This is a genomic window from Arthrobacter sp. 92, assembly GCF_050260325.1.
In the GTDB taxonomy this organism is placed as follows: Bacteria; Actinomycetota; Actinomycetes; order Actinomycetales; family Micrococcaceae; genus Arthrobacter.
Map to the genome: position 1 here is coordinate 1,359,675 of NZ_CP189863.1, position 17,078 is coordinate 1,376,752.

Below are 17,078 nucleotides of genomic sequence, written 5' to 3' on the forward strand. Positions count from 1 at the left end.
GTAGCACCGCCCGACCACGCGGTGCGCCTGGTGACGGCATCACGCACGTTGGCAGGTTTTTCCCATCAAGGAGATCCAGTTTGGCCATGGTGTCCACGCCCGCTACCGGTGAAATCCACGCTGCGCTCAGCGGCGATGAGGTCCAGCGAATCCGCAACGACTTCCCCGTCCTGGAGCAGGAAGTCAATGGCAAGCGCCTCGTCTACCTCGATTCCGGTGCCACGTCGCAGAATCCCCGGAGCGTGCTTGAAGCTGAGCAGGAGTTCTACGAACTACGGAACGCTGCTGTGCACCGCGGCGCGCATCACCTTGCCGTGCAGGCAACGGATGCGTTCGAGGACGCCCGCGCCACCGTGGCCGCTTTTGTGGGCGTGCGGGATGATGAGCTTGTTTGGACCGCAAACGCCACGGCCGGACTCAATCTGCTGGCCTACTCTTTTTCCAACGCTAGCGTCGGCACAGTGGGCAGCGCGGCCGCCCGCTTCACCCTGGGCCCCGGCGACGAGGTCCTGGTCACGGAGATGGAACACCACGCCAACCTAATTCCCTGGCAGGAGCTGTGCCGGCGGACCGGCGCCGCCTTGAAGTTCATTCCCATCGACGACGACGGCGCGCTGCGGCTCGAGGAGGCCCGGCGCCTTGTCACCGGCCGGACCAAGGTGCTGTCTTTCACGCATGCCTCCAATGTGCTCGGAACAATCAACCCCGTATCGGAGCTGGTGCCCATGGCGAGGGAAGTTGGTGCCCTGGTGGTGCTGGACGCCTGCCAATCCGCGCCTCATCTGCCCCTTGACCTCAAGGCGCTCGACGTTGACTTCGCGGTTTTCTCCGGACACAAGATGCTGGCGCCCACGGGAATCGGCGCCGTCTACGGCCGCAAGGAACTGCTGGACGCCATGCCCCCGTTCCTGACGGGTGGCTCCATGATCACCACCGTAACCATGGAAGAGGCGCAGTACCTCCCGTCCCCCCAGCGGTTCGAGGCCGGCACCCAGCCGATCTCCCAGGCAGTGGCTCTGGCTGCTGCCGCAAACTACCTTCGTGAGACCGGCATGCAACGGATCGCGGGGTGGGAGGCCGTCCTGGGGGAGCGCCTTGTAGCCGGGCTCGGCGCCATCGACGGTGTCCGGGTCCTGGGGCCTGCGGCCGGCAGGGAGCGCCTGGGCCTTGCCGCCTTCGATGTCGACGGCGTCCACGCCCACGACGTCGGGCAGTACCTCGACAGCTTGGGCATCGCCGTTCGCGTGGGACACCATTGCGCCCAACCGCTCCACCGCCGGCTGGGCCTGACGGCCACCACCCGAGCGAGCACCTACCTGTACAACACCACTGAGGAAGTGGACATGCTGATTGATGCTGTTGCCCAGGTGCGGCCGTACTTCGGTGCTGTCACCGCGGGAGCCGCCAAATGAGCGCCCTCGATGCGATGTACCAGCAACTGATCCTCGAGCATGCGAAGAGCCGCAGCGGAGCGGACCTCACGGTGGAGGAGGCCGGCGCCACCCCGATCCCGCATGGAATGGGACAGTGCCACCAGCTGAACCCGGTCTGCGGCGACGAAATAACCCTGCGGCTCGAACTGAACCCTGCAGGCCGGGCATATCCAACGGTGAAGGCCATCCGCTGGCACGGGGACGGGTGCGCCATCTCGATGGCATCGGCCTCGATTCTCAGCGAGTTGGGCGAGGGCATGACGCCTCAGGCGCTGGAGGAAATCATTGGAAACTTCCGGGAGCTCATGCGCTCGCGGGGCCGCATCGAGGCAGACGAGGAAAAGCTGGGGGATGCCGCCGCTCTGGCCGGCGTGGCCAGGTATCCGGCCAGGGTCAAGTGCGCCATGCTGGCCTGGGTGGCTGCGGAGGACGCCCTCCATCAGGCTGTCTCTGCCTAGACCAAGACGCCTCGACCAAGACGCCTGGACCAAGACGCCTGGACCAAGACGCCTGGACCAAGACTTAGACCGGGTCTGACCGCGGGGACCGGTCCGGGGCGAAAGAGGCACATAAGGGCGGCCTAGTCGTGGGGGCTCCCCGGTTTTTCATCCTCCGCCAGTGTTGAGTGGTGTTGGACGTAGTCCTCGATGGCATGCTCGGGAACCCGGTAGGACCGGCCAAACCGGACTGCCGGCAGGTCGTGCGCCTTGACGAGGCGGTAAACGGTCATTCTCGAAAGACGCATGACTTCGGCGACTTCGGAAACGGTGAGGAAGCGGGTGTTTGAAAAACCTTCAGCGGCCACGGTGCTCAGCTCTCCCTGGGACGTAGTTCAATCCTAAGACAGTCATTCCAAAGACAAACGTCGCTGAGCCGATCGCTGATCCTATGGATACTTTATGGCACCGTGAGCCTCATGTGAAGAGCGCGCAGCTATGGGGATAAAGACAAGTAGTGACTACTCTAGTGGCTTCTCCGGGCTGGACCTAGTATTTTAAAATGATTGAGATGGATGATCGGCGCGAATGGCGCCAGACGGAGCACCGAATTCACCGGGCCGAGTTTATTGTGGTCGCGGCGCTGGTTATATTGACAGTTCTCACCATCGCAGCAGCCCTCTCGAAATTCGTCCACTGAGACGCGCAGGTGGCGGCGACGACCGGTCGGCAATCCAGGCCGCCGGCCCTATTCAGGCCTGCGGAGTCGGCGGCGAAGGCCCCCTCCGGACCCGGCGCGCAAGGGACAATTTAGCCGATAAAAACAAAGCTCCGGCTGGTATTGGCCGGCCGGAGCTTAATACATCGGAGACGATCCGAGTTTTAGTGGGGGAATACGATGATCACCCATGAAATGATGCCCAACAGGGTCAGGGCGAAATATAGAGACCAATTCTTTCGGTCCACCTTGCGGTGATTTCCGTGCCAGACCCGTTCCATATTGTTCGCGTCCATAGCAGAAATTTAGGCCTTATCACGGTCCGGTAACAGCGTGGCGCCCACTGCTCTTGCCAGGCGGACCACTCCATTTGCGGGCCCGGATACTCGAGTGCCGGGGCGCGCTGACCGTGGAGAGTCCCGCGAGGCAAGGCGGGGCTCTCCACGGCCGGGGCCGGCCACTGGTTCAGCCGGGCTGGATCCGGGCAATCAGCACCTAACGTGCCGGGATCAGTGCCCTTCCAGCCAGGCCTGGGCCTGCTGGGACTGGATGTTCAGTGCCTTGCCCACCATGGGCTCGGCCGCTTCGGCGATCTTGCCGCCCAGGAATGGCACCGAGGACGTCACGTTGCCTTCGAGCTCAATGCGGGTGCTGCCGCCCTCGGCAACCAGGCGCTGGACGGCGCTGACGTCCAGGGGAGCGCCGGCGATCTTCATACTGATGTTGCTCTGGCGTGAACCGTCCGCCGCCGGTGCGTCCCACTTTTCGAGCTGGGTGACGGTGAGGCTGTCGCCGACGAACTTCCGCGCAATTTCGGGTAGCCGGGTGGTGGGCAGGGTCCGCACCGAGGTGGTGCTGAAGGCGCCGGCCACATCGCCGTCGACAGTAAACGATTCCAGGGTGCCGCCCACCAGCTCACTGGTGTGGCGCTGGAAATCCTCATTGACAAGTACCTCTGCTACACGTTCAACGCTGTGCGGCAGGGTGGTGGAAGCACTCAGTGCCATTGTTCCTCCAAGGGGTGGTGGTGTGGGGCATCGGTTTTTTGCCCTCAACATCCTACGTTGCCCTCTGGCTGGCCTCCGCATTGGCGATCGTCTGGGCCGCCGCCGTGATATTGCGCGACATGGCCGGAAAGATGATGCTGTGGAACGGCAGGACGGCCAGCCAGTAGAGCCGGCCACTCAGGCCGCGGGGAAAGAAAATGGCCCGTTGGCGGTACCGGCTTCCGGTGCCATCGGGCTCCACGGAGAGCTCCAGCCAGGCGCGTCCGGGGGCCCTCATTTCGGCGCGCAGCCGCAGCAGCCTGCCCCGGTCGATCCGTTCTACCCGCCACCAGTCCACCACTTCGCCTGGAGCCAGGTTCTTTGGATGCCGGCGTCCGCGTAGCAGCCCGGCGCCGCCGGTCAGCTTGTCCAGCCAGCCGCGGACCTGCCAGGCCAGCGGAAGCGAGTACCAGCCGTTGCGGCCGCCGATGCCTTCGATGACCGTCCAGACGTGGCGGGGATCAACGTCGCTATGGAAGGTCCGTTCGTCCACGTAGACCCTGTGCCCGGCCCAGTCAGGGTCGCTCGGCAGGGGGTCCGCGTCCACTCCGGCATTTGCCCACGTGGTTTCGACCTGTCCGTCCCGTTCCTTGCCGAGGGCCAGCGCGACGGCGGTGCGGTAGTTGGTCAGTCCGCCTTCAGGCTGGGGGATGAAGTTGTCGATATCGTGCTCCATTGAGACAGCGTCATGCTGGAGAGATTCCACGAGCGGCAACGACATGGAGAGTGGAATGGGCGTCACCAGGGCCACCCAGAGCCCTGCCAGCTTCGGCGCCGGCACAGGCAATGCCAGGATGAGGCGGCGCGGCAGCCCCGCCTCGGTGGCGTATTCGTTCATCATGCCCGCGTAGGTCAGGACGTCCCGGGAGCCGATGTCGAACGTGCGGTTGACGGGCCGGTCCAGGCTGGCGGCAGCCACCAGGTAATAGAGCACGTCCCTTACGGCGATGGCCTCGATCCGGTTCCGGACCCAACTCGGCGCCGGCATCACGGGCAGCGTCTCGGCCAGGTGACGGATCATTTCGAAGGAGGCAGATCCTGAGCCGATGACCACGCCTGCCTGGAACACCACGGCGTCCACGGCCCCGGAGAGGAACGTCTCACCCACGGCCTCGCGCGACCTCATATGGGTGGACAGCTTGGTGTTCCGTGGGTGCAGGCCGCCCAGATACACGATCCTGCGCACGCCAGCGGCGGCGGCAGCCTTCGCGGCGAGTTCCGCCATCGATTTCTCCTTGGCTTCGAAGCCCGCCCCGGTGGCCATGGAGTGCACCAGGTAATAGAGGACCTCCACCCCTTGGAGGGCATCCTGCAGCGCCGCGGCGTCGTCAAGGCTGCTGCGGACCACCTCAACCTGCTCCAGCCACGGGACACCGGCTATCTTGTCGGGGGAACGCACCAGGACTTTGACCCGGTGGCCGGCTTCCAGCAGCCGGGGCACCAACCGGCCACCGATATAACCGGTCGCACCGGTCACCAGGACGGTGCGGGCGGCGGCTGCTGGCCCGGAGTTGGTGTCTTCAGGGCGATCGTTCACGGCAGGCTCCTTACGGGCGTGGCGGAAAACACGGGCGGAACACACTGCCCGGCAAGCTTAGCAACGGAGCCTGAGCGCTGATGGCGAACGCGGGTGCCCGCTGTCCGGCCGCGGGGGTAGTCTGGAAAGACCCGGGATTCTCGCGAATTTCGGGAATTCGTGTTGCCTGCTTTCCCGTCATCATTTCAGGAGCTTCTGCCATGAGCCTCAACGGCCCCTCCCTGTCAGGCCTGCGCCGCGCCCTTGCCGGAGACAAGACATATGCCCGGGTGGAGGCTGAAGCAGCCAGGGGCTTCGGCGCCCGGAGCGAGGATTACCAGATCAGCGCTCCGTCCGGCCTGCGTGCGGCCCTCCTGGCGGAGATGTCGGACGGTCTCGCCCGCGCGGGCCGCGAGGGCTCAACCGGGCCGGACGCAAAAGCCGGGGTGGTTCTGGCCGTCACCGCCACCGGCCGCGAAGCCGAGGATCTCACCGCGGCGCTGCGTGCCTACCTGCCTGCGGACACCGTTGCCGAGTTCCCCAGCTGGGAAACGCTCCCGCATGAGCGGCTTTCCCCGCGTTCGGACACGGTGGGCCGCCGGCTGTCGGTGTTGCGCCGCCTGGCCCACCCCGAATCGTCGTCGAGCGGGGCCCTGCGTGTTGTGGTGGCCCCCGTGCGCGCGGTCGTCCAGCCGATCGTTGCGGGGCTGGGCGACCTGGTGCCGGTCTCGTTGAAGGTGGGCCAGGAAGTGCCGTTCTCCGATGTGGTCCGGAGTCTTGCCGACGCCGCCTACGCCCGCGTGGACATGGTCACCCGGCGCGGCGAATTCGCCGTCCGCGGCGGGATGCTGGACGTCTTCCCGCCCACCGAGGACCACCCCGTCCGGGTGGAGTTTTTTGGCGATGAGGTGGACCAGATGCGCTGGTTCGCCGTGGCCGACCAGCGCTCGCTGAGCGGCCCGGGCCTGCACCACCCCACCGAGCTCCACGCCCCGCCGTGCCGCGAAATCCTGATCACACCCTCCGTGATGTCCCGCGCCGCGACGCTGAAATCCCAGCTGCCGGCCGCGGGGGACATGCTGGAAAAGATCGCCGGCGGCATCGCGGTTGAGGGGATGGAATCCCTGGCGCCGGTGCTCGTCGATGCCATGGTTCCATTCCTGGACCAGCTCCCGGCCGGCTCCATCTCGGTGGTGATCGAGCCGGAAAAAGTCCGGACCCGCGCACACGACCTCGCTGCCACGAACGAGGAATTCCTTGAGGCTGCCTGGTCAACGGCGTCCGACGGCGGCACCGCACCTTTGGTGCTGGACACGGCTCTGGGCTCCGCGGCGTCCGAAGCCCTGCACTCGGCAAGTTTCCGCTCCCTCAGTGAAACCCGCTCCACTGCCCTGGCGCACGGTGTCTCGTGGTGGTCCATCACCTCCCTGGCCACCGATGAAGAGCTGCTGCCTGACGTGGACGTGCTCAACCTGCACGCCCGCGAGCCGCGCGGCTACCAGGGCGACGTCGCCGAGATGATGGACTTCATCGGCTCCCACATCCGGGACCGGTGGCGGATTGTGGTGGTCACCGAAGGGCCCGGTCCGGCGCAGCGCCTCGCGGAACTTTTCCATGACAACGACATCCCGTGTGCCCGGGTGGACTCGCTGGACGACGAGCCCCAGGCCGGGCTGATCGAGATTACCACCGCCCCCCTCGGCCGGGGCTTTGTCCTGGACCCGCTCAAGCTTGCGCTGCTGACCGAAGCGGACTTGCTGGGCCGCACCTCCGCCGGCTCCACGAAGGACATGCGGCGCATGCCGTCCAAGCGGAGGAACGCCGTGGACCCGCTGCAGCTGGTTGCCGGGGACTCCGTGGTGCATGAACAGCACGGCATCGGCCGCTTCGTCGAGTTGATCCAGCGCAAGGTGGCCGGCGGCGGCGATGGCGTGCGTGAATACCTTGTCCTGGAATACGCGCCGTCCAAGCGCGGCGCCCCGGGCGACCGGCTCTTCGTCCCCACGGACCAGCTCGACCAGGTCACCCGTTACGTTGGCGGGGACGTCCCGGCGCTGAGCAAGATGGGCGGTTCTGACTGGGCCAGCACCAAGTCCAAGGCGCGCAAGGCGGTCAAGGAGATCGCCGGCGAGCTGATCCGCCTCTACTCGGCCCGCATGGCCTCCCGCGGCCACGCCTTCGGCCCGGATACCCCGTGGCAGCGCGAGTTGGAGGAGGCGTTCCCCTACGTGGAGACGCCGGACCAGCTGACCACCATCAACGAGGTCAAGGCGGACATGGAGCGTGAGATCCCGATGGACCGGCTGATCTCGGGAGACGTCGGGTACGGCAAGACCGAGATCGCGGTTCGGGCCGCCTTCAAGGCCGTCCAGGACGGCAAGCAGGTGGCCGTGCTGGTGCCCACCACGCTGCTCGCCCAGCAGCACTACGAGACCTTCACCGAGCGGTTCTCCGGCTTCCCTCTTGTGGTCAAGCCGCTGTCACGCTTCCAGGCCGGCAAGGAAGCCAAGGAAACGGCCGAAGGGGTCAAACGGGGTTCCGTGGACGTCGTGATCGGCACGCACCGGCTGTTGTCCAAGGACTTCGCCTTCAAGGACCTCGGCCTGGTGATCGTGGACGAGGAGCAGCGCTTCGGCGTCGAACACAAGGAAGCGCTCAAGAAGATGCGCACCAACGTGGACGTCCTGGCTATGAGCGCAACCCCGATTCCCCGGACCCTGGAAATGTCGCTGACCGGCATCCGCGAGACCTCCACCCTGGCCACCCCGCCCGAGGAGCGCCACCCGGTGCTGACCTATGTGGGCCCCTACACGGACAAGCAGACTTCCGCCGCGATCCGCCGCGAACTGATGCGGGAGGGCCAGGTGTTCTTCGTTCACAACCGGGTCTCCACGATCGACCGCACCGCGGCGAAAATCCGCGAACTGGTGCCCGAGGCGCGCGTGGAGGTGGCCCACGGGCAGATGTCCGAGAGCCGCCTTGAACAGATCATCGTGGACTTCTGGGAAAAGCGTTTCGACGTGCTCGTCTGCACCACCATCATTGAGACCGGCTTGGACATTTCCAACGCCAACACCCTGATCGTGGACGGCGCGGACAAGTACGGTCTGTCCCAGCTCCACCAGCTGCGAGGGCGGGTGGGTCGCGGCCGCGAACGTGCCTACGCCTACTTCCTGTACCCCTCGGAGAAGCCGCTGGGCGAGGTGGCGCTGGAACGGCTCAAGGCCGTGGCCACGCACAACGAACTCGGCGCGGGCATGCAGCTGGCCATGAAGGACCTCGAAATCCGGGGAGCCGGCAACCTGCTCGGCGGCGAGCAGTCCGGGCACATCCAGGGTGTTGGTTTCGATCTGTACATCCGCCTGGTGGGCGAGGCCGTGGCCGAGTACCGCGGCGAGGCCGAGGAGAAGGCGGCCGAAATGAAGATCGAGCTGCCGGTCAACGCGCACCTGCCGCATGACTACGTGCCCGGCGAACGTCTGCGCCTTGAGGCGTACCGCAAGCTGGCCGGGGCGATCACCTACGAGGCGATCGACGAAGTGCTCGCCGAGCTCGTGGACCGCTACGGTGAGCCGCCGCTGCCCGCGCAGAACCTGATCGCCGTCGCCCGCTTCCGGGTGGGTGCCCGCGAGGCCGGGCTGTCCGACGTCGCACTTCAAGGGAACTTCATCAAGTTTTCCCCTGCACAGCTGCCTGAATCCAAGACCATGCGACTGAACCGCATGTACCCGGGAGCGCAGTCAAAGCCGGCCCTGGACGCAATTCTCATCCCGAAGCCGAAGACGGCAAGGATCGGAGGCAGGGACCTTCAGGATGCCGAAATCCTCGAGTGGGCCAACGGCGTTATCAGGAATATCTTCTCCGACGCCCCGCTGTCAGTGGGCTAGTCCATGATGGGAGGACACCACGCCGCGTCCGGAGCCGCGGCGTGGGTTGCCATTGCGTCCACCGGCCCGTACACGCTGGGCTGGTATCCGCTGGATCCCACCGGGATACTGATCGGCGGAATGGCGACGGCGGGAACAGCGCTGGTGTGCGACTGGGACCACCGCGCCAGCACGGTGGCGCACTCGCTGCCACCGCTCTCCAACGTGATCGCGGTGGGAATCGAAAATGCCAGCGGCGGCCACCGCCAGGGCACTCATTCGGTGCTCGGCGCCGCATTCTTCGTGATGCTTGCGGCCCTGGCCGGGCAGATCCAGCTCCACACCGGTTGGGGAACCCTGTCCCTGGGGGCCGGACTGTTGTGCATGTTTATGATCAACATCGCCGCCAAGGCGCTCAAGCTGTTTCCCAAATCGGGTTTCATCAGCAATTGGATCTTCGCCCTGACCATGGCCGGACTGGTGACCTGGTTCGCGCCCGACCAGTGGACGTGGCTGCCGGTGTCCATGCTGACCGGAGTGGCGGTGCACATTGTGGGGGACATGATCACCACCGGGGGAGTTCCCCTCCTGTGGCCCATCGTGATCAAGCCGCCGAAGGTCCTGCGGAAGCTTCCGGTCCTCAACGGTGTGTGGAGGTCCAACGGTGCCTTCTCCATCCCGCTCCTGGGCCGGGCCGGTTCCCGCCGCGAATGGCTGGTGCTGATCCCCGTGAGCGCCTACGCCATGGTGGGCATGGCCGTGGCGGCCTGGGCCCTCGCGCGGCTGCATTTGCCCGCCGCGCTGGCACTGGGAAGCAGCCTGTTCCGCTGAGCGGTTCCGGCGTCGAAGGGGGCAAGCCCGAGGCAACGGAAGCCTCAAAACACCTGAAAGCTTAAACACCTGAAGCTCCGGAGAATCCGGAGCTTCAGGTGTTTAAGGCGTGCGGCGGGTTAGTTTTCGCCGGCGGAGTCCGAGCGGCCGAAAATGGTCTGGGGAATCCAGAACGCCAAGGCGAAGAGGACCAGGCACACGGCCATCGGCCACGGGTTGCCCAGGCTGAGGAAGGACAGCGAGTAAATTGCGCCGAGGAACAGGACCATCATCACCACGAACAGGGCGACACTACCTGCCAGGCTGTTCTCGTTCTGAGGTGTCTTGTGGCTATCAACGGTCTTGGACATTCATTCCTCCTCGGCCCCGCGGGGCTCAAAAAACTGTGGCGCAGCCGGCAGCGATCAGTAGGAGGACGAACCCTGTTCGCCTTTGACGATCGCTATGCCGGAGCTGGCGCCAATACGTGTTGCACCTGCTGCAATCATAGCCTGTGCGTCAGCAAGGGAGCGCACTCCGCCTGAGGCCTTGACGCCAACATTGGGCCCCACAATGCGGCGCATCAGGGCCACGTCTTCCACGGTGGCGCCCCCGCCGTTGAAGCCCGTGGAGGTTTTGACGAAATCCGCGCCCGCGTCCACGGCGGCTTGGCAGGCAAGGACTTTCTGGTCATCGCTGAGGAGGGCGGTCTCAATGATGACCTTCAGGATGGCCTCGCCCGCGTGCACGGCCTCCGCAACCAGTGCGATGTCATCCACCAGCGCGCCCTTGTCGTTCGCGCGGGCGGCCGCAATGTTGATCATCATGTCGATCTCGTCAGCCCCGTCAAGCACGGCGCCCCGTGCCTCGAACGCCTTGACGTCGCTCGGGGTGGCGCCCAGGGGAAAGCCAACCACCGAACACGTCAGGACGCCGGACCCCTTCAAGGCGGTTTTTACGGTCTTGACCCACACGGGGTTCACGCAAACAGACTTGAAGTGGTACTCGGCGGCCTCGGCACAGACCTTGAGGATCTCGGCCTCGCTGGCTTCCGGCTTCAACAACGTGTGGTCGATGAAGGCGGCAATGGTCGCCGGAGCGTCGGCGCGGTTACCTTCGGCCGTTGCCGCAGTGCGGGCTTCGTTGCTCATGGTGGTCCTTCCTGATGGGCCCGGAAAGGCTTTGTGGGCCCGGGCGCCGTGGTGTTCTTGGCTTCTCAGGTGACCATCTTGCCACAACGCCGCTAGGCCGCAGCCGGGACGGATTCCTGCAGGGTTGCACGCATGAGCTGGGCCGCGCACACCCCTGCCGCGGAAGCGGACGCCACCAGCAGTCCCAGCCGGACGCCGTCGAACGAGGCCGCGTCCCCGATGGCCCAGATCCCGGGAACCGACGTCCGGAAGTCCTGGCCAATGATGATCCCGCCGCTAGCCGCGGTGGCTACTCCGCCGCTGGCGGCCAGGCCATCGCGGGCCACCCGTTCCTCCGCCAGGACAACCAGGTCGCCGTTCATGCTGCTGCCGTCCTCAAAGAGGATCCCGGCTGCCGGCAGGACGGAACCGGCCAGGGTGGGGACCACCTTCGCAGGCCGCAGCGTGGTGCGGACGGGCCGCACGCCGCGTGCCCGGAGGACCGCCTCGGCCTGCCCCGCTGCGGTGCCGGTGCCTACAAGGATTCCCAACGGACGCCTGCCCAGCACGCGCGTTACCTCCTTCACGGCATCGCCGATCCGGGCGGCGTCGTCGATGGTGGAGTAGCTCAGGCACCGGGACGCCCCGTCAACGGGGGCCAGTGCGGGGGCGGACCCGGTGGCGATGACCAGCTGGTCGTAGTTGAACTCCAGTCCGTCCGCGGTGGTCACCCGGCGCTCGGCGGCGTCAATGAAGCTGGCGGGCTGGCCGAAACGCACGGACACCTGGGGGAGGGATGCAAGCTCCAACAGTTCAGCCGGGACGTCGTCGCGGTTGCTGAGCACGGTGATGGTTCCCGCGAAACGGGCCCGCGACAGCTGGGTCACCAGGGCCTGGGCCGCCGGCCCCGCGCCGGCGATAACCACCCGCGGAAGCGGGGACTGTGCGGGAACGGAAGTTGACGTGAAGGCGGACGCTGCCGGAGCGGACATGTGAGGGCCCTTTCGCTGGGTTTTGGCCATGGTTTGGCCGGTTGTGCTTGATGAAACCCAGCGTAGGCTTTCGGTTTTTCGGGGGTGTTTCCCGGAGGTTGCAGCTCGATCCACGTTTGTTCAATGCCGTTTACCGGCCGGTAATGCCCCGCGTCACACCCGGAGCCGGTAGCCGCGCTTCACCACGGTTTCCACCAGGCTTCCATCGGGCAGCGAGGACCTCAGCCGGCTGACAGTCATGTCCAGCGCATGGACCGAGCCTCGCAGTTCGAGCAGTTCGGACAGGGATTCCCTGGATAGGACCGCGCCCTCGGCACCCATCAGGGCCCGGAGCAGCAGCAGCGGAGCAGGCGCTAATTCAACCGGTACCCCGTCGATCCGCAGCGAGCGGCCACGCAGTTCCACGTTGCCCGAGCGGGTTTCCAGCCGCCGGACGTGGTTCAGGGCCAGGTGCTCGCACACCAGCCGGATGAGGGCGCCCATCCGGAAGCGCTCGGGAATGAGTGGAGACAGCCCGGCGTCGATCAGCGGCTGGGCGGTGATGGGGCCCACTACGGCCGTGGTCACAGTGGTCTTCAGGCTGTGGACCAGCTGTTTGTACAGGCCCATTTCGTGGGCCGTGCTCCACATGGCGTCAACGGCCGGGGCGCTGGTGAACGTCAGGACGTCGAGGTTTCCGCTGCAGGCTGCCTCGATGAGACGCGGCAGTTTGTCCTCGCCATCGGGTTTCACCCAACGGTACGGGGTGACGGTGAGCACGTTGGCGCCGGACATCCGCAGGCGCTCAAGCTGACGCACGTCGGTGTAGCCGTGAAGCTGGACGGCAACGCTCTTGCCGCGAACACCTTCCGCCAGGAGCATGTCCACCAGGGTGGCCGTGGTTTCGTCGCTGCTGATCCCGACGTCGGCCAGTCCGGCCGCGCGGACCGCACCGCGGGCCTTCGGGCCGCGGACGAACATCCGGGTGGCGGCGAGGGTCTCCAGGAGTTCCTCGCCGATGCCGAAGGCATCCGCGGCTTCACACCAGCGGCGCATGCCGTAGGCCGTGGTGGCGATGCAAAGGTCGGGCCTGGCGGCGATGATGGCGCGCGTGTCCTCGATGAGGCGCATGTCCTCCTGCACCGGCGCGATCTTCAGCGCGGGGGCGTGCAGGACTTCGGCGCCACGCCGTTCCAGGGCCTCGATCAGGTCCTGGGATCGCCGGTGCGACGTGACGCCGATCCGGAATCCCTCCAGCGGGGAATCGGCGGCGTCCGGCGAAGAGGCGTCCTTGGGACCGGAATCCGGGGCGATAGTGTGTGTGGCGCTCATGATATTTCTCTTCACGATCCCATCAGTGACGCCGCGAGGCGGTCGAGATCAGCTGCCGCCTCGGCGTGGCCGCGGTTGGCCTCAGCCACCCGCACCACCTCGCCGATGACAAGCACTGCCGGGTTGGTGCAGTTGGCGGCTGCAGTGACAATGGTACCGAGGTTGGCGATGGTGGTCCGCTGTCCGGGGCGGTAGCCGCGCTCGACGACGGCCATCGGCATGTCCGTCCGCATCCCCGCGCGGCGCAGGCCGGCGGCCAACTGGTGCAGGGTGCCGATGCCCATCAGCACCACAATGGTGCCGCCGAGGCCCGCCAGGTGGGTGTGCTCCTTTTCGGTGAGGGGCGCGTGTCCGGACACCACCGTGAACATGTGGCTGACTTCGCGGTGGGTCACTGGAATCCCCGCCGCCGCAGGGACCGAGATGGCGCTGGTGACTCCGGAGATAACACGGACCGGAACGCCGGCGGCGACGCAGGAGGCGACTTCCTCGCCGCCGCGGCCGAAGACGTAAGGGTCCCCGCCCTTGAGGCGGACCACGTTGTTGCCCGCGAGGGCACTTTCCACCATCAGCTTCTCGATGTCGCTTTGGCTGACCTTGTGGTGCCCGGGTTTCTTGCCCACATCCACCAGCTCACCCGAGGTCAGGGAGGGCAGTTCCTGGTAGGGCGCCAGCCGGTCATAGAACACGACGTCGGCGTCCCGCAGCGCCTTGACGGCTGCCACTGTCAGCAGCTCGGTGGTGCCGGGACCGCCGCCCACCAGGGTGACGTGTCCAACCGGGCCGGCGGCGGGTTCCGCGGAGACCGGAATACCGTTCGCGCGGCACCGTTCCAGCAGCGCGTCCCAGCCGGGCTGGCCGTCATCCACTGCGGCCACCAGGAACGGGTATTCCGGCAGGGGTCCGTCCTGTGGTGAACCCTTCGGCGTGCTGAGGCGGTAGATGATGGCGCCTGCGGCCTGATAGCGGCGGACCGCCTGCCGTGCGGCGTGGTCGGACCCCGTGATGAGGACTTCTCGGCCGGTGAGGTCGATGTTGAGCTGCATGGCTATGCCTCGTTCTCGTCGCGGGGCCTCATCGGGATGGAAGACCCGATCAGGACTGGCTGCTGGCTGGCGCGTTCTTTTTCCTCTGCCGTGGCGGGGCGCATCTGGCCGCGCTCGTCGGGGACGAAGGTGATGGAGTCGTCCTTCTGGTCGGGGGCGTTGACGAACGACCGGAACCGGCGCAGGCGCTCGGGATCCTTCAGGGTGTCGGCCCACTCGTCGATGTAGGTCTCAACGTGCCTCGCCATGGCGGCTTCGAGTTCCTCGGCGATGCCCAGGGTGTCATGCACCACTACGTCCTCAACGTGTTTGATGCCGCCGTCGAGCTCCTCCTGCCAGCGGGCGGTGCGCTGCAGGCGGTCGGCGGTGCGGATGTAGTACATGAAGTACCGGTCGATGTACTTGATCAGCGTCTCGTCGTCGAGGTCCTTGGCCAGGAGCTGGGCGTGGGCCGGAGTGGCGCCGCCGTTGCCGCCGACGTAGAGGTTCCAGCCGTCGGCCGTCGCGATGACGCCGACGTCCTTGCCGCGGGCCTCGGCGCATTCGCGGGCGCAGCCGGAGACGCCCATCTTCAGCTTGTGCGGGCTGCGGAGTCCGCGGTAGCGCAGTTCCAGGTTGATGGCCATGGCCACCGAGTCCTGGACGCCGAAGCGGCACCAGGTGGAACCGACGCAGGACTTCACCGTGCGCAGGCTCTTGCCGTAGGCCTGGCCGGATTCGAAGCCGGCGTCCACGAGTTCCTTCCAGATTTCCGGGAGCTGCTCCAGCCGGGCTCCGAACATGTCGATGCGCTGGCCGCCGGTGATCTTCGTGTAGAGGTTGTACTTCTCGGCCACGGCGGCGATGACGCCGAGTTTCTTCGGGGTGATCTCGCCCCCGGCGATGCGGGGGACCACCGAGTAGGTGCCGTCCTTCTGCATGTTCGCCAGGGCGCGGTCGTTGGTGTCCTGCAGGGTGCCGCGGCCGGCGTCCAGGACGTAGGCGCTGTTCTGGCTGGCCAGGATGTTGGCGATGGTCGGCTTGCAGATGTCGCAGCCTGCGCCGGTGCCGTACTTGGCCATGACCTCCTCGAAGGACGTGAGTTCCAGGACGCGGATCGTCTCGAAGAGCTCCTGGCGGGAAAGTTCGATGTGCTCGCAGAGTGCCTTTGAGACTTCGACGCCGGACTTGGTCAGTTCGCTTTCGAGCAGCTTCTTGAGCATCGGCACGCACGATCCGCAGCTGGTTCCGGCGCGGGTGCAGCCCTTAAGCTCGCCGAGTTCCTGGACGGGCGCGTTGCCCTCGCAGGCGCCGCAGCCGTTGACGGCGTCGCGGATGGTTCCGGCAGTGACGTTGTTGCAGGAGCACAGCGTTGCGTCGTCCGGCAGTTCGGTGTCGGGGGCTTCCCCGCCGCCGGCCGCGGTGAGGTAGGCGCCGGGCTCGGCTGCCAGTTCGCGGCCCAGCATGGGCCGAAGGCTCGTGTAGGGGGACGCGTCCCCCACGAAGATGCCGCCGAGGAGGGTCTTGGCGTCATCGGTGGTGACGATCTTTTGGTAGACGCCGCGGGCAGGGTCGGCGTAGACGATTTCGAGCGAGTGCTCGGTCCTGGCGAACGCATCGCCGAAGCTGGCCACATCCACGCCCGAGAGCTTGAGCTTGGTGGCGGCGTCAAAACCGGGGAACGTTGCCCCGCCGCCGTGCAGGCGGTCCGCCACAATCTCCGCCATGGTGTTGGCCGGAGCCACGAGGCCCAGGCACATGCCGCCGAAGTTGGCCACCTCACCGATCGCCCAGATGCCGGGGACCTGGGTTTCACAGCCGTCGGTGATCACTACGCCGCCGCGCGGGCCGAGGTCGAACAGCTGTTCTCCGCCTTCGGGGGCGCGGAAGAGTTCGTCGCGCGGCTTCACACCGATGGCAACAATGACGAGGTCGGCGGGGATGATGCGGCCGTCGGCCATTAGCACGCCGGTGACCTGGCCGTCTTCGGAGAGCACCTCGGAGGGGAACACGCCTCCGTGGACGGTGAACCCCTTGGCTTCGATCAGGCGGCCGAGCGCCTGGCCGGCGCCCTCGTCCAGCTGGGTGTTCATGAGCCACGGAGCGCCGTTGATCACCACGGGAGTCGCGCCCAGTTGTTCGGTGCCCGCCGCAGACTCGAGGCCCAGGAGACCGCCGCCGATGGTCACGGCGGTGATCTTGCGGCCGAGCTTTTCGGTGAGTTCGGCGATGGCCTTGTTAATCGCCCAGACGTCCTCGAGGGTGCGGTAGACGTGCACGTGTTCGGCGCCCGGGATCGGCAGACGGGCGGCGTCCGAGCCGGTGGCCACCACGAGTTCGTCGAATTCATAGGTGTTCCCTGCTGCGGTCTCCACGGACTTGGCGGCGTGGTTGATCTTGGTGACGCGTTCGCCGGTCTTCAGGGCCAGGGCGTCGTGGTCCCACATTGACGCCGTGCCGAGGGTGAGGTCCACGCCGCTGTCCGTCAGTGCCTTGCTGAGGGCCACCCGGTCGTAGGGGAGGTGAGCCTCCTCGGTGAGGACAGTCACGTGCCAGCCTTCGAGGCCACGGGCGTACATCGCATCGGCAAAGCGGTGGGCCGCGGGGCCGCCGCCGGCGACCACGATGCGGCGTGGTGTCTGTGTGCTTGAAGTCTGTCCGGTCACTGTGGGCCTTTCGCATGGGGCGCAGCGGTGATCTGCGACCTTCTCAATCGAGGTGTCCATCCAGACTAGGCAGGGGCAGTTTCGCTTCAGTTTCCCTTTTGTTTCGTTAACTTAACTTCTGCATCACG

The 17,078-nt window shown here is 66.3% G+C and carries 15 protein-coding genes; 5 read left to right on the forward strand and 10 right to left on the reverse strand.

Annotated features, from left to right (window positions below):
* The first annotated feature begins 80 nt into the window (after window positions 1-80).
* The gene (locus tag ACP4XC_RS06195) at window positions 81-1,412 is read left to right on the forward strand and encodes a SufS family cysteine desulfurase (protein WP_427173981.1); all 1,332 of its coding nucleotides are present in this window, start codon (window positions 81-83) and stop codon (window positions 1,410-1,412) included.
* Complete coding sequence (sufU, locus tag ACP4XC_RS06200; protein ID WP_427173982.1) at window positions 1,409-1,891, forward strand: Fe-S cluster assembly sulfur transfer protein SufU; 483 nt, start codon at window positions 1,409-1,411, stop codon at window positions 1,889-1,891. Before ACP4XC_RS06195 ends, sufU begins: the two co-directional genes overlap by 4 nt.
* Window positions 1,892-2,013: 122 nt before the next feature.
* Here sufU and ACP4XC_RS06205 read toward each other — a convergent pair whose 3' ends face one another.
* On the reverse strand, window positions 2,014-2,238 hold the full coding sequence (locus ACP4XC_RS06205; RefSeq protein WP_427173983.1) for a helix-turn-helix domain-containing protein: 225 nt from the start codon (window positions 2,236-2,238) through the stop codon (window positions 2,014-2,016).
* A gap of 194 nt (window positions 2,239-2,432) precedes the next feature.
* Here ACP4XC_RS06205 and ACP4XC_RS06210 point away from each other — a divergent pair, with 194 nt between their 5' ends.
* The gene (locus ACP4XC_RS06210) at window positions 2,433-2,570 is read left to right on the forward strand and encodes a hypothetical protein (protein ID WP_427173984.1); all 138 of its coding nucleotides are present in this window, start codon (window positions 2,433-2,435) and stop codon (window positions 2,568-2,570) included.
* A 182-nt stretch (window positions 2,571-2,752) separates the two neighbouring features.
* Here ACP4XC_RS06210 and ACP4XC_RS06215 read toward each other — a convergent pair whose 3' ends face one another.
* The 3 genes from ACP4XC_RS06215 to ACP4XC_RS06225 all read right to left on the reverse strand — a co-directional run bounded on the left by ACP4XC_RS06215 (window position 2,753) and on the right by ACP4XC_RS06225 (window position 5,171).
* Entirely contained in the window at window positions 2,753-2,884 is a 132-nt protein-coding gene (locus tag ACP4XC_RS06215; protein ID WP_427173985.1) for a hypothetical protein, read from the reverse strand.
* A 213-nt stretch (window positions 2,885-3,097) separates the two neighbouring features.
* A complete protein-coding gene (locus ACP4XC_RS06220) occupies window positions 3,098-3,595 on the reverse strand; it encodes a DUF2505 domain-containing protein (RefSeq protein ID WP_427173986.1) in 498 nt (165 codons plus the stop codon).
* Window positions 3,596-3,647: 52 nt separating this feature from the next.
* Complete coding sequence (locus ACP4XC_RS06225; RefSeq protein ID WP_427173987.1) at window positions 3,648-5,171, reverse strand: SDR family oxidoreductase; 1,524 nt, start codon at window positions 5,169-5,171, stop codon at window positions 3,648-3,650.
* Between the two features lie 200 nt (window positions 5,172-5,371).
* Between ACP4XC_RS06225 and mfd the strand changes: the two genes are divergently transcribed.
* Both mfd and ACP4XC_RS06235 read left to right on the forward strand, forming a co-directional pair.
* Complete coding sequence (mfd, locus tag ACP4XC_RS06230; RefSeq protein WP_427173988.1) at window positions 5,372-9,037, forward strand: transcription-repair coupling factor; 3,666 nt, start codon at window positions 5,372-5,374, stop codon at window positions 9,035-9,037.
* A 3-nt stretch (window positions 9,038-9,040) separates the two neighbouring features.
* Window positions 9,041-9,847, forward strand: a complete 807-nt coding sequence (locus ACP4XC_RS06235; RefSeq protein ID WP_427173989.1) for a metal-dependent hydrolase — start codon at window positions 9,041-9,043, stop codon at window positions 9,845-9,847.
* A 119-nt stretch (window positions 9,848-9,966) separates the two neighbouring features.
* On the opposite strand, the gene ACP4XC_RS06240 is transcribed toward ACP4XC_RS06235, so the two are convergent.
* The 6 genes from ACP4XC_RS06240 to nirB form a co-directional block, all read right to left on the reverse strand.
* The gene (locus ACP4XC_RS06240) at window positions 9,967-10,197 is read right to left on the reverse strand and encodes a hypothetical protein (RefSeq protein WP_427173990.1); all 231 of its coding nucleotides are present in this window, start codon (window positions 10,195-10,197) and stop codon (window positions 9,967-9,969) included.
* Window positions 10,198-10,251: 54 nt separating this feature from the next.
* Window positions 10,252-10,977: a deoxyribose-phosphate aldolase gene (deoC, locus tag ACP4XC_RS06245; RefSeq protein WP_427173991.1), complete on the reverse strand. Its 726-nt coding sequence runs from the start codon at window positions 10,975-10,977 to the stop codon at window positions 10,252-10,254.
* Window positions 10,978-11,069: 92 nt separating this feature from the next.
* Window positions 11,070-11,948, reverse strand: coding sequence for an FAD-dependent oxidoreductase (locus ACP4XC_RS06250; RefSeq protein WP_427173993.1), 879 nt, complete (start codon window positions 11,946-11,948; stop codon window positions 11,070-11,072).
* Between the two features lie 153 nt (window positions 11,949-12,101).
* Window positions 12,102-13,259, reverse strand: coding sequence for a uroporphyrinogen-III synthase (locus ACP4XC_RS06255; RefSeq protein WP_427173994.1), 1,158 nt, complete (start codon window positions 13,257-13,259; stop codon window positions 12,102-12,104).
* Between the two features lie 11 nt (window positions 13,260-13,270).
* Window positions 13,271-14,305 (reverse strand): uroporphyrinogen-III C-methyltransferase, encoded by a 1,035-nt coding sequence (gene cobA, locus ACP4XC_RS06260; RefSeq protein ID WP_427173995.1) that lies wholly within the window; start codon window positions 14,303-14,305, stop codon window positions 13,271-13,273.
* 2 nt (window positions 14,306-14,307) lie between these two features.
* Window positions 14,308-16,950: a nitrite reductase large subunit NirB gene (nirB, locus tag ACP4XC_RS06265; protein WP_427173996.1), complete on the reverse strand. Its 2,643-nt coding sequence runs from the start codon at window positions 16,948-16,950 to the stop codon at window positions 14,308-14,310.
* Window positions 16,951-17,078: the final 128 nt, after the last annotated feature.

What these genes read in the sequence shown, in the direction of transcription:
- ACP4XC_RS06220 (WP_427173986.1), bottom strand. Translation starts at nt 3,595, where the DNA reads ATGGCACTGAGTGCTTCCACCACCCTGCCGCACAGCGTTGAACGTGTA.
- ACP4XC_RS06215 (WP_427173985.1), bottom strand. Translation starts at nt 2,884, where the DNA reads ATGGACGCGAACAATATGGAACGGGTCTGGCACGGAAATCACCGCAAG.
- sufU (WP_427173982.1), top strand. Translation starts at nt 1,409, where the DNA reads ATGAGCGCCCTCGATGCGATGTACCAGCAACTGATCCTCGAGCATGCG.
- ACP4XC_RS06240 (WP_427173990.1), bottom strand. Translation starts at nt 10,197, where the DNA reads ATGTCCAAGACCGTTGATAGCCACAAGACACCTCAGAACGAGAACAGC.
- ACP4XC_RS06250 (WP_427173993.1), bottom strand. Translation starts at nt 11,948, where the DNA reads ATGTCCGCTCCGGCAGCGTCCGCCTTCACGTCAACTTCCGTTCCCGCA.
- ACP4XC_RS06235 (WP_427173989.1), top strand. Translation starts at nt 9,041, where the DNA reads ATGATGGGAGGACACCACGCCGCGTCCGGAGCCGCGGCGTGGGTTGCC.
- ACP4XC_RS06255 (WP_427173994.1), bottom strand. Translation starts at nt 13,259, where the DNA reads ATGAGCGCCACACACACTATCGCCCCGGATTCCGGTCCCAAGGACGCC.
- deoC (WP_427173991.1), bottom strand. Translation starts at nt 10,977, where the DNA reads ATGAGCAACGAAGCCCGCACTGCGGCAACGGCCGAAGGTAACCGCGCC.
- ACP4XC_RS06210 (WP_427173984.1), top strand. Translation starts at nt 2,433, where the DNA reads ATGATTGAGATGGATGATCGGCGCGAATGGCGCCAGACGGAGCACCGA.
- cobA (WP_427173995.1), bottom strand. Translation starts at nt 14,305, where the DNA reads ATGCAGCTCAACATCGACCTCACCGGCCGAGAAGTCCTCATCACGGGG.
- mfd (WP_427173988.1), top strand. Translation starts at nt 5,372, where the DNA reads ATGAGCCTCAACGGCCCCTCCCTGTCAGGCCTGCGCCGCGCCCTTGCC.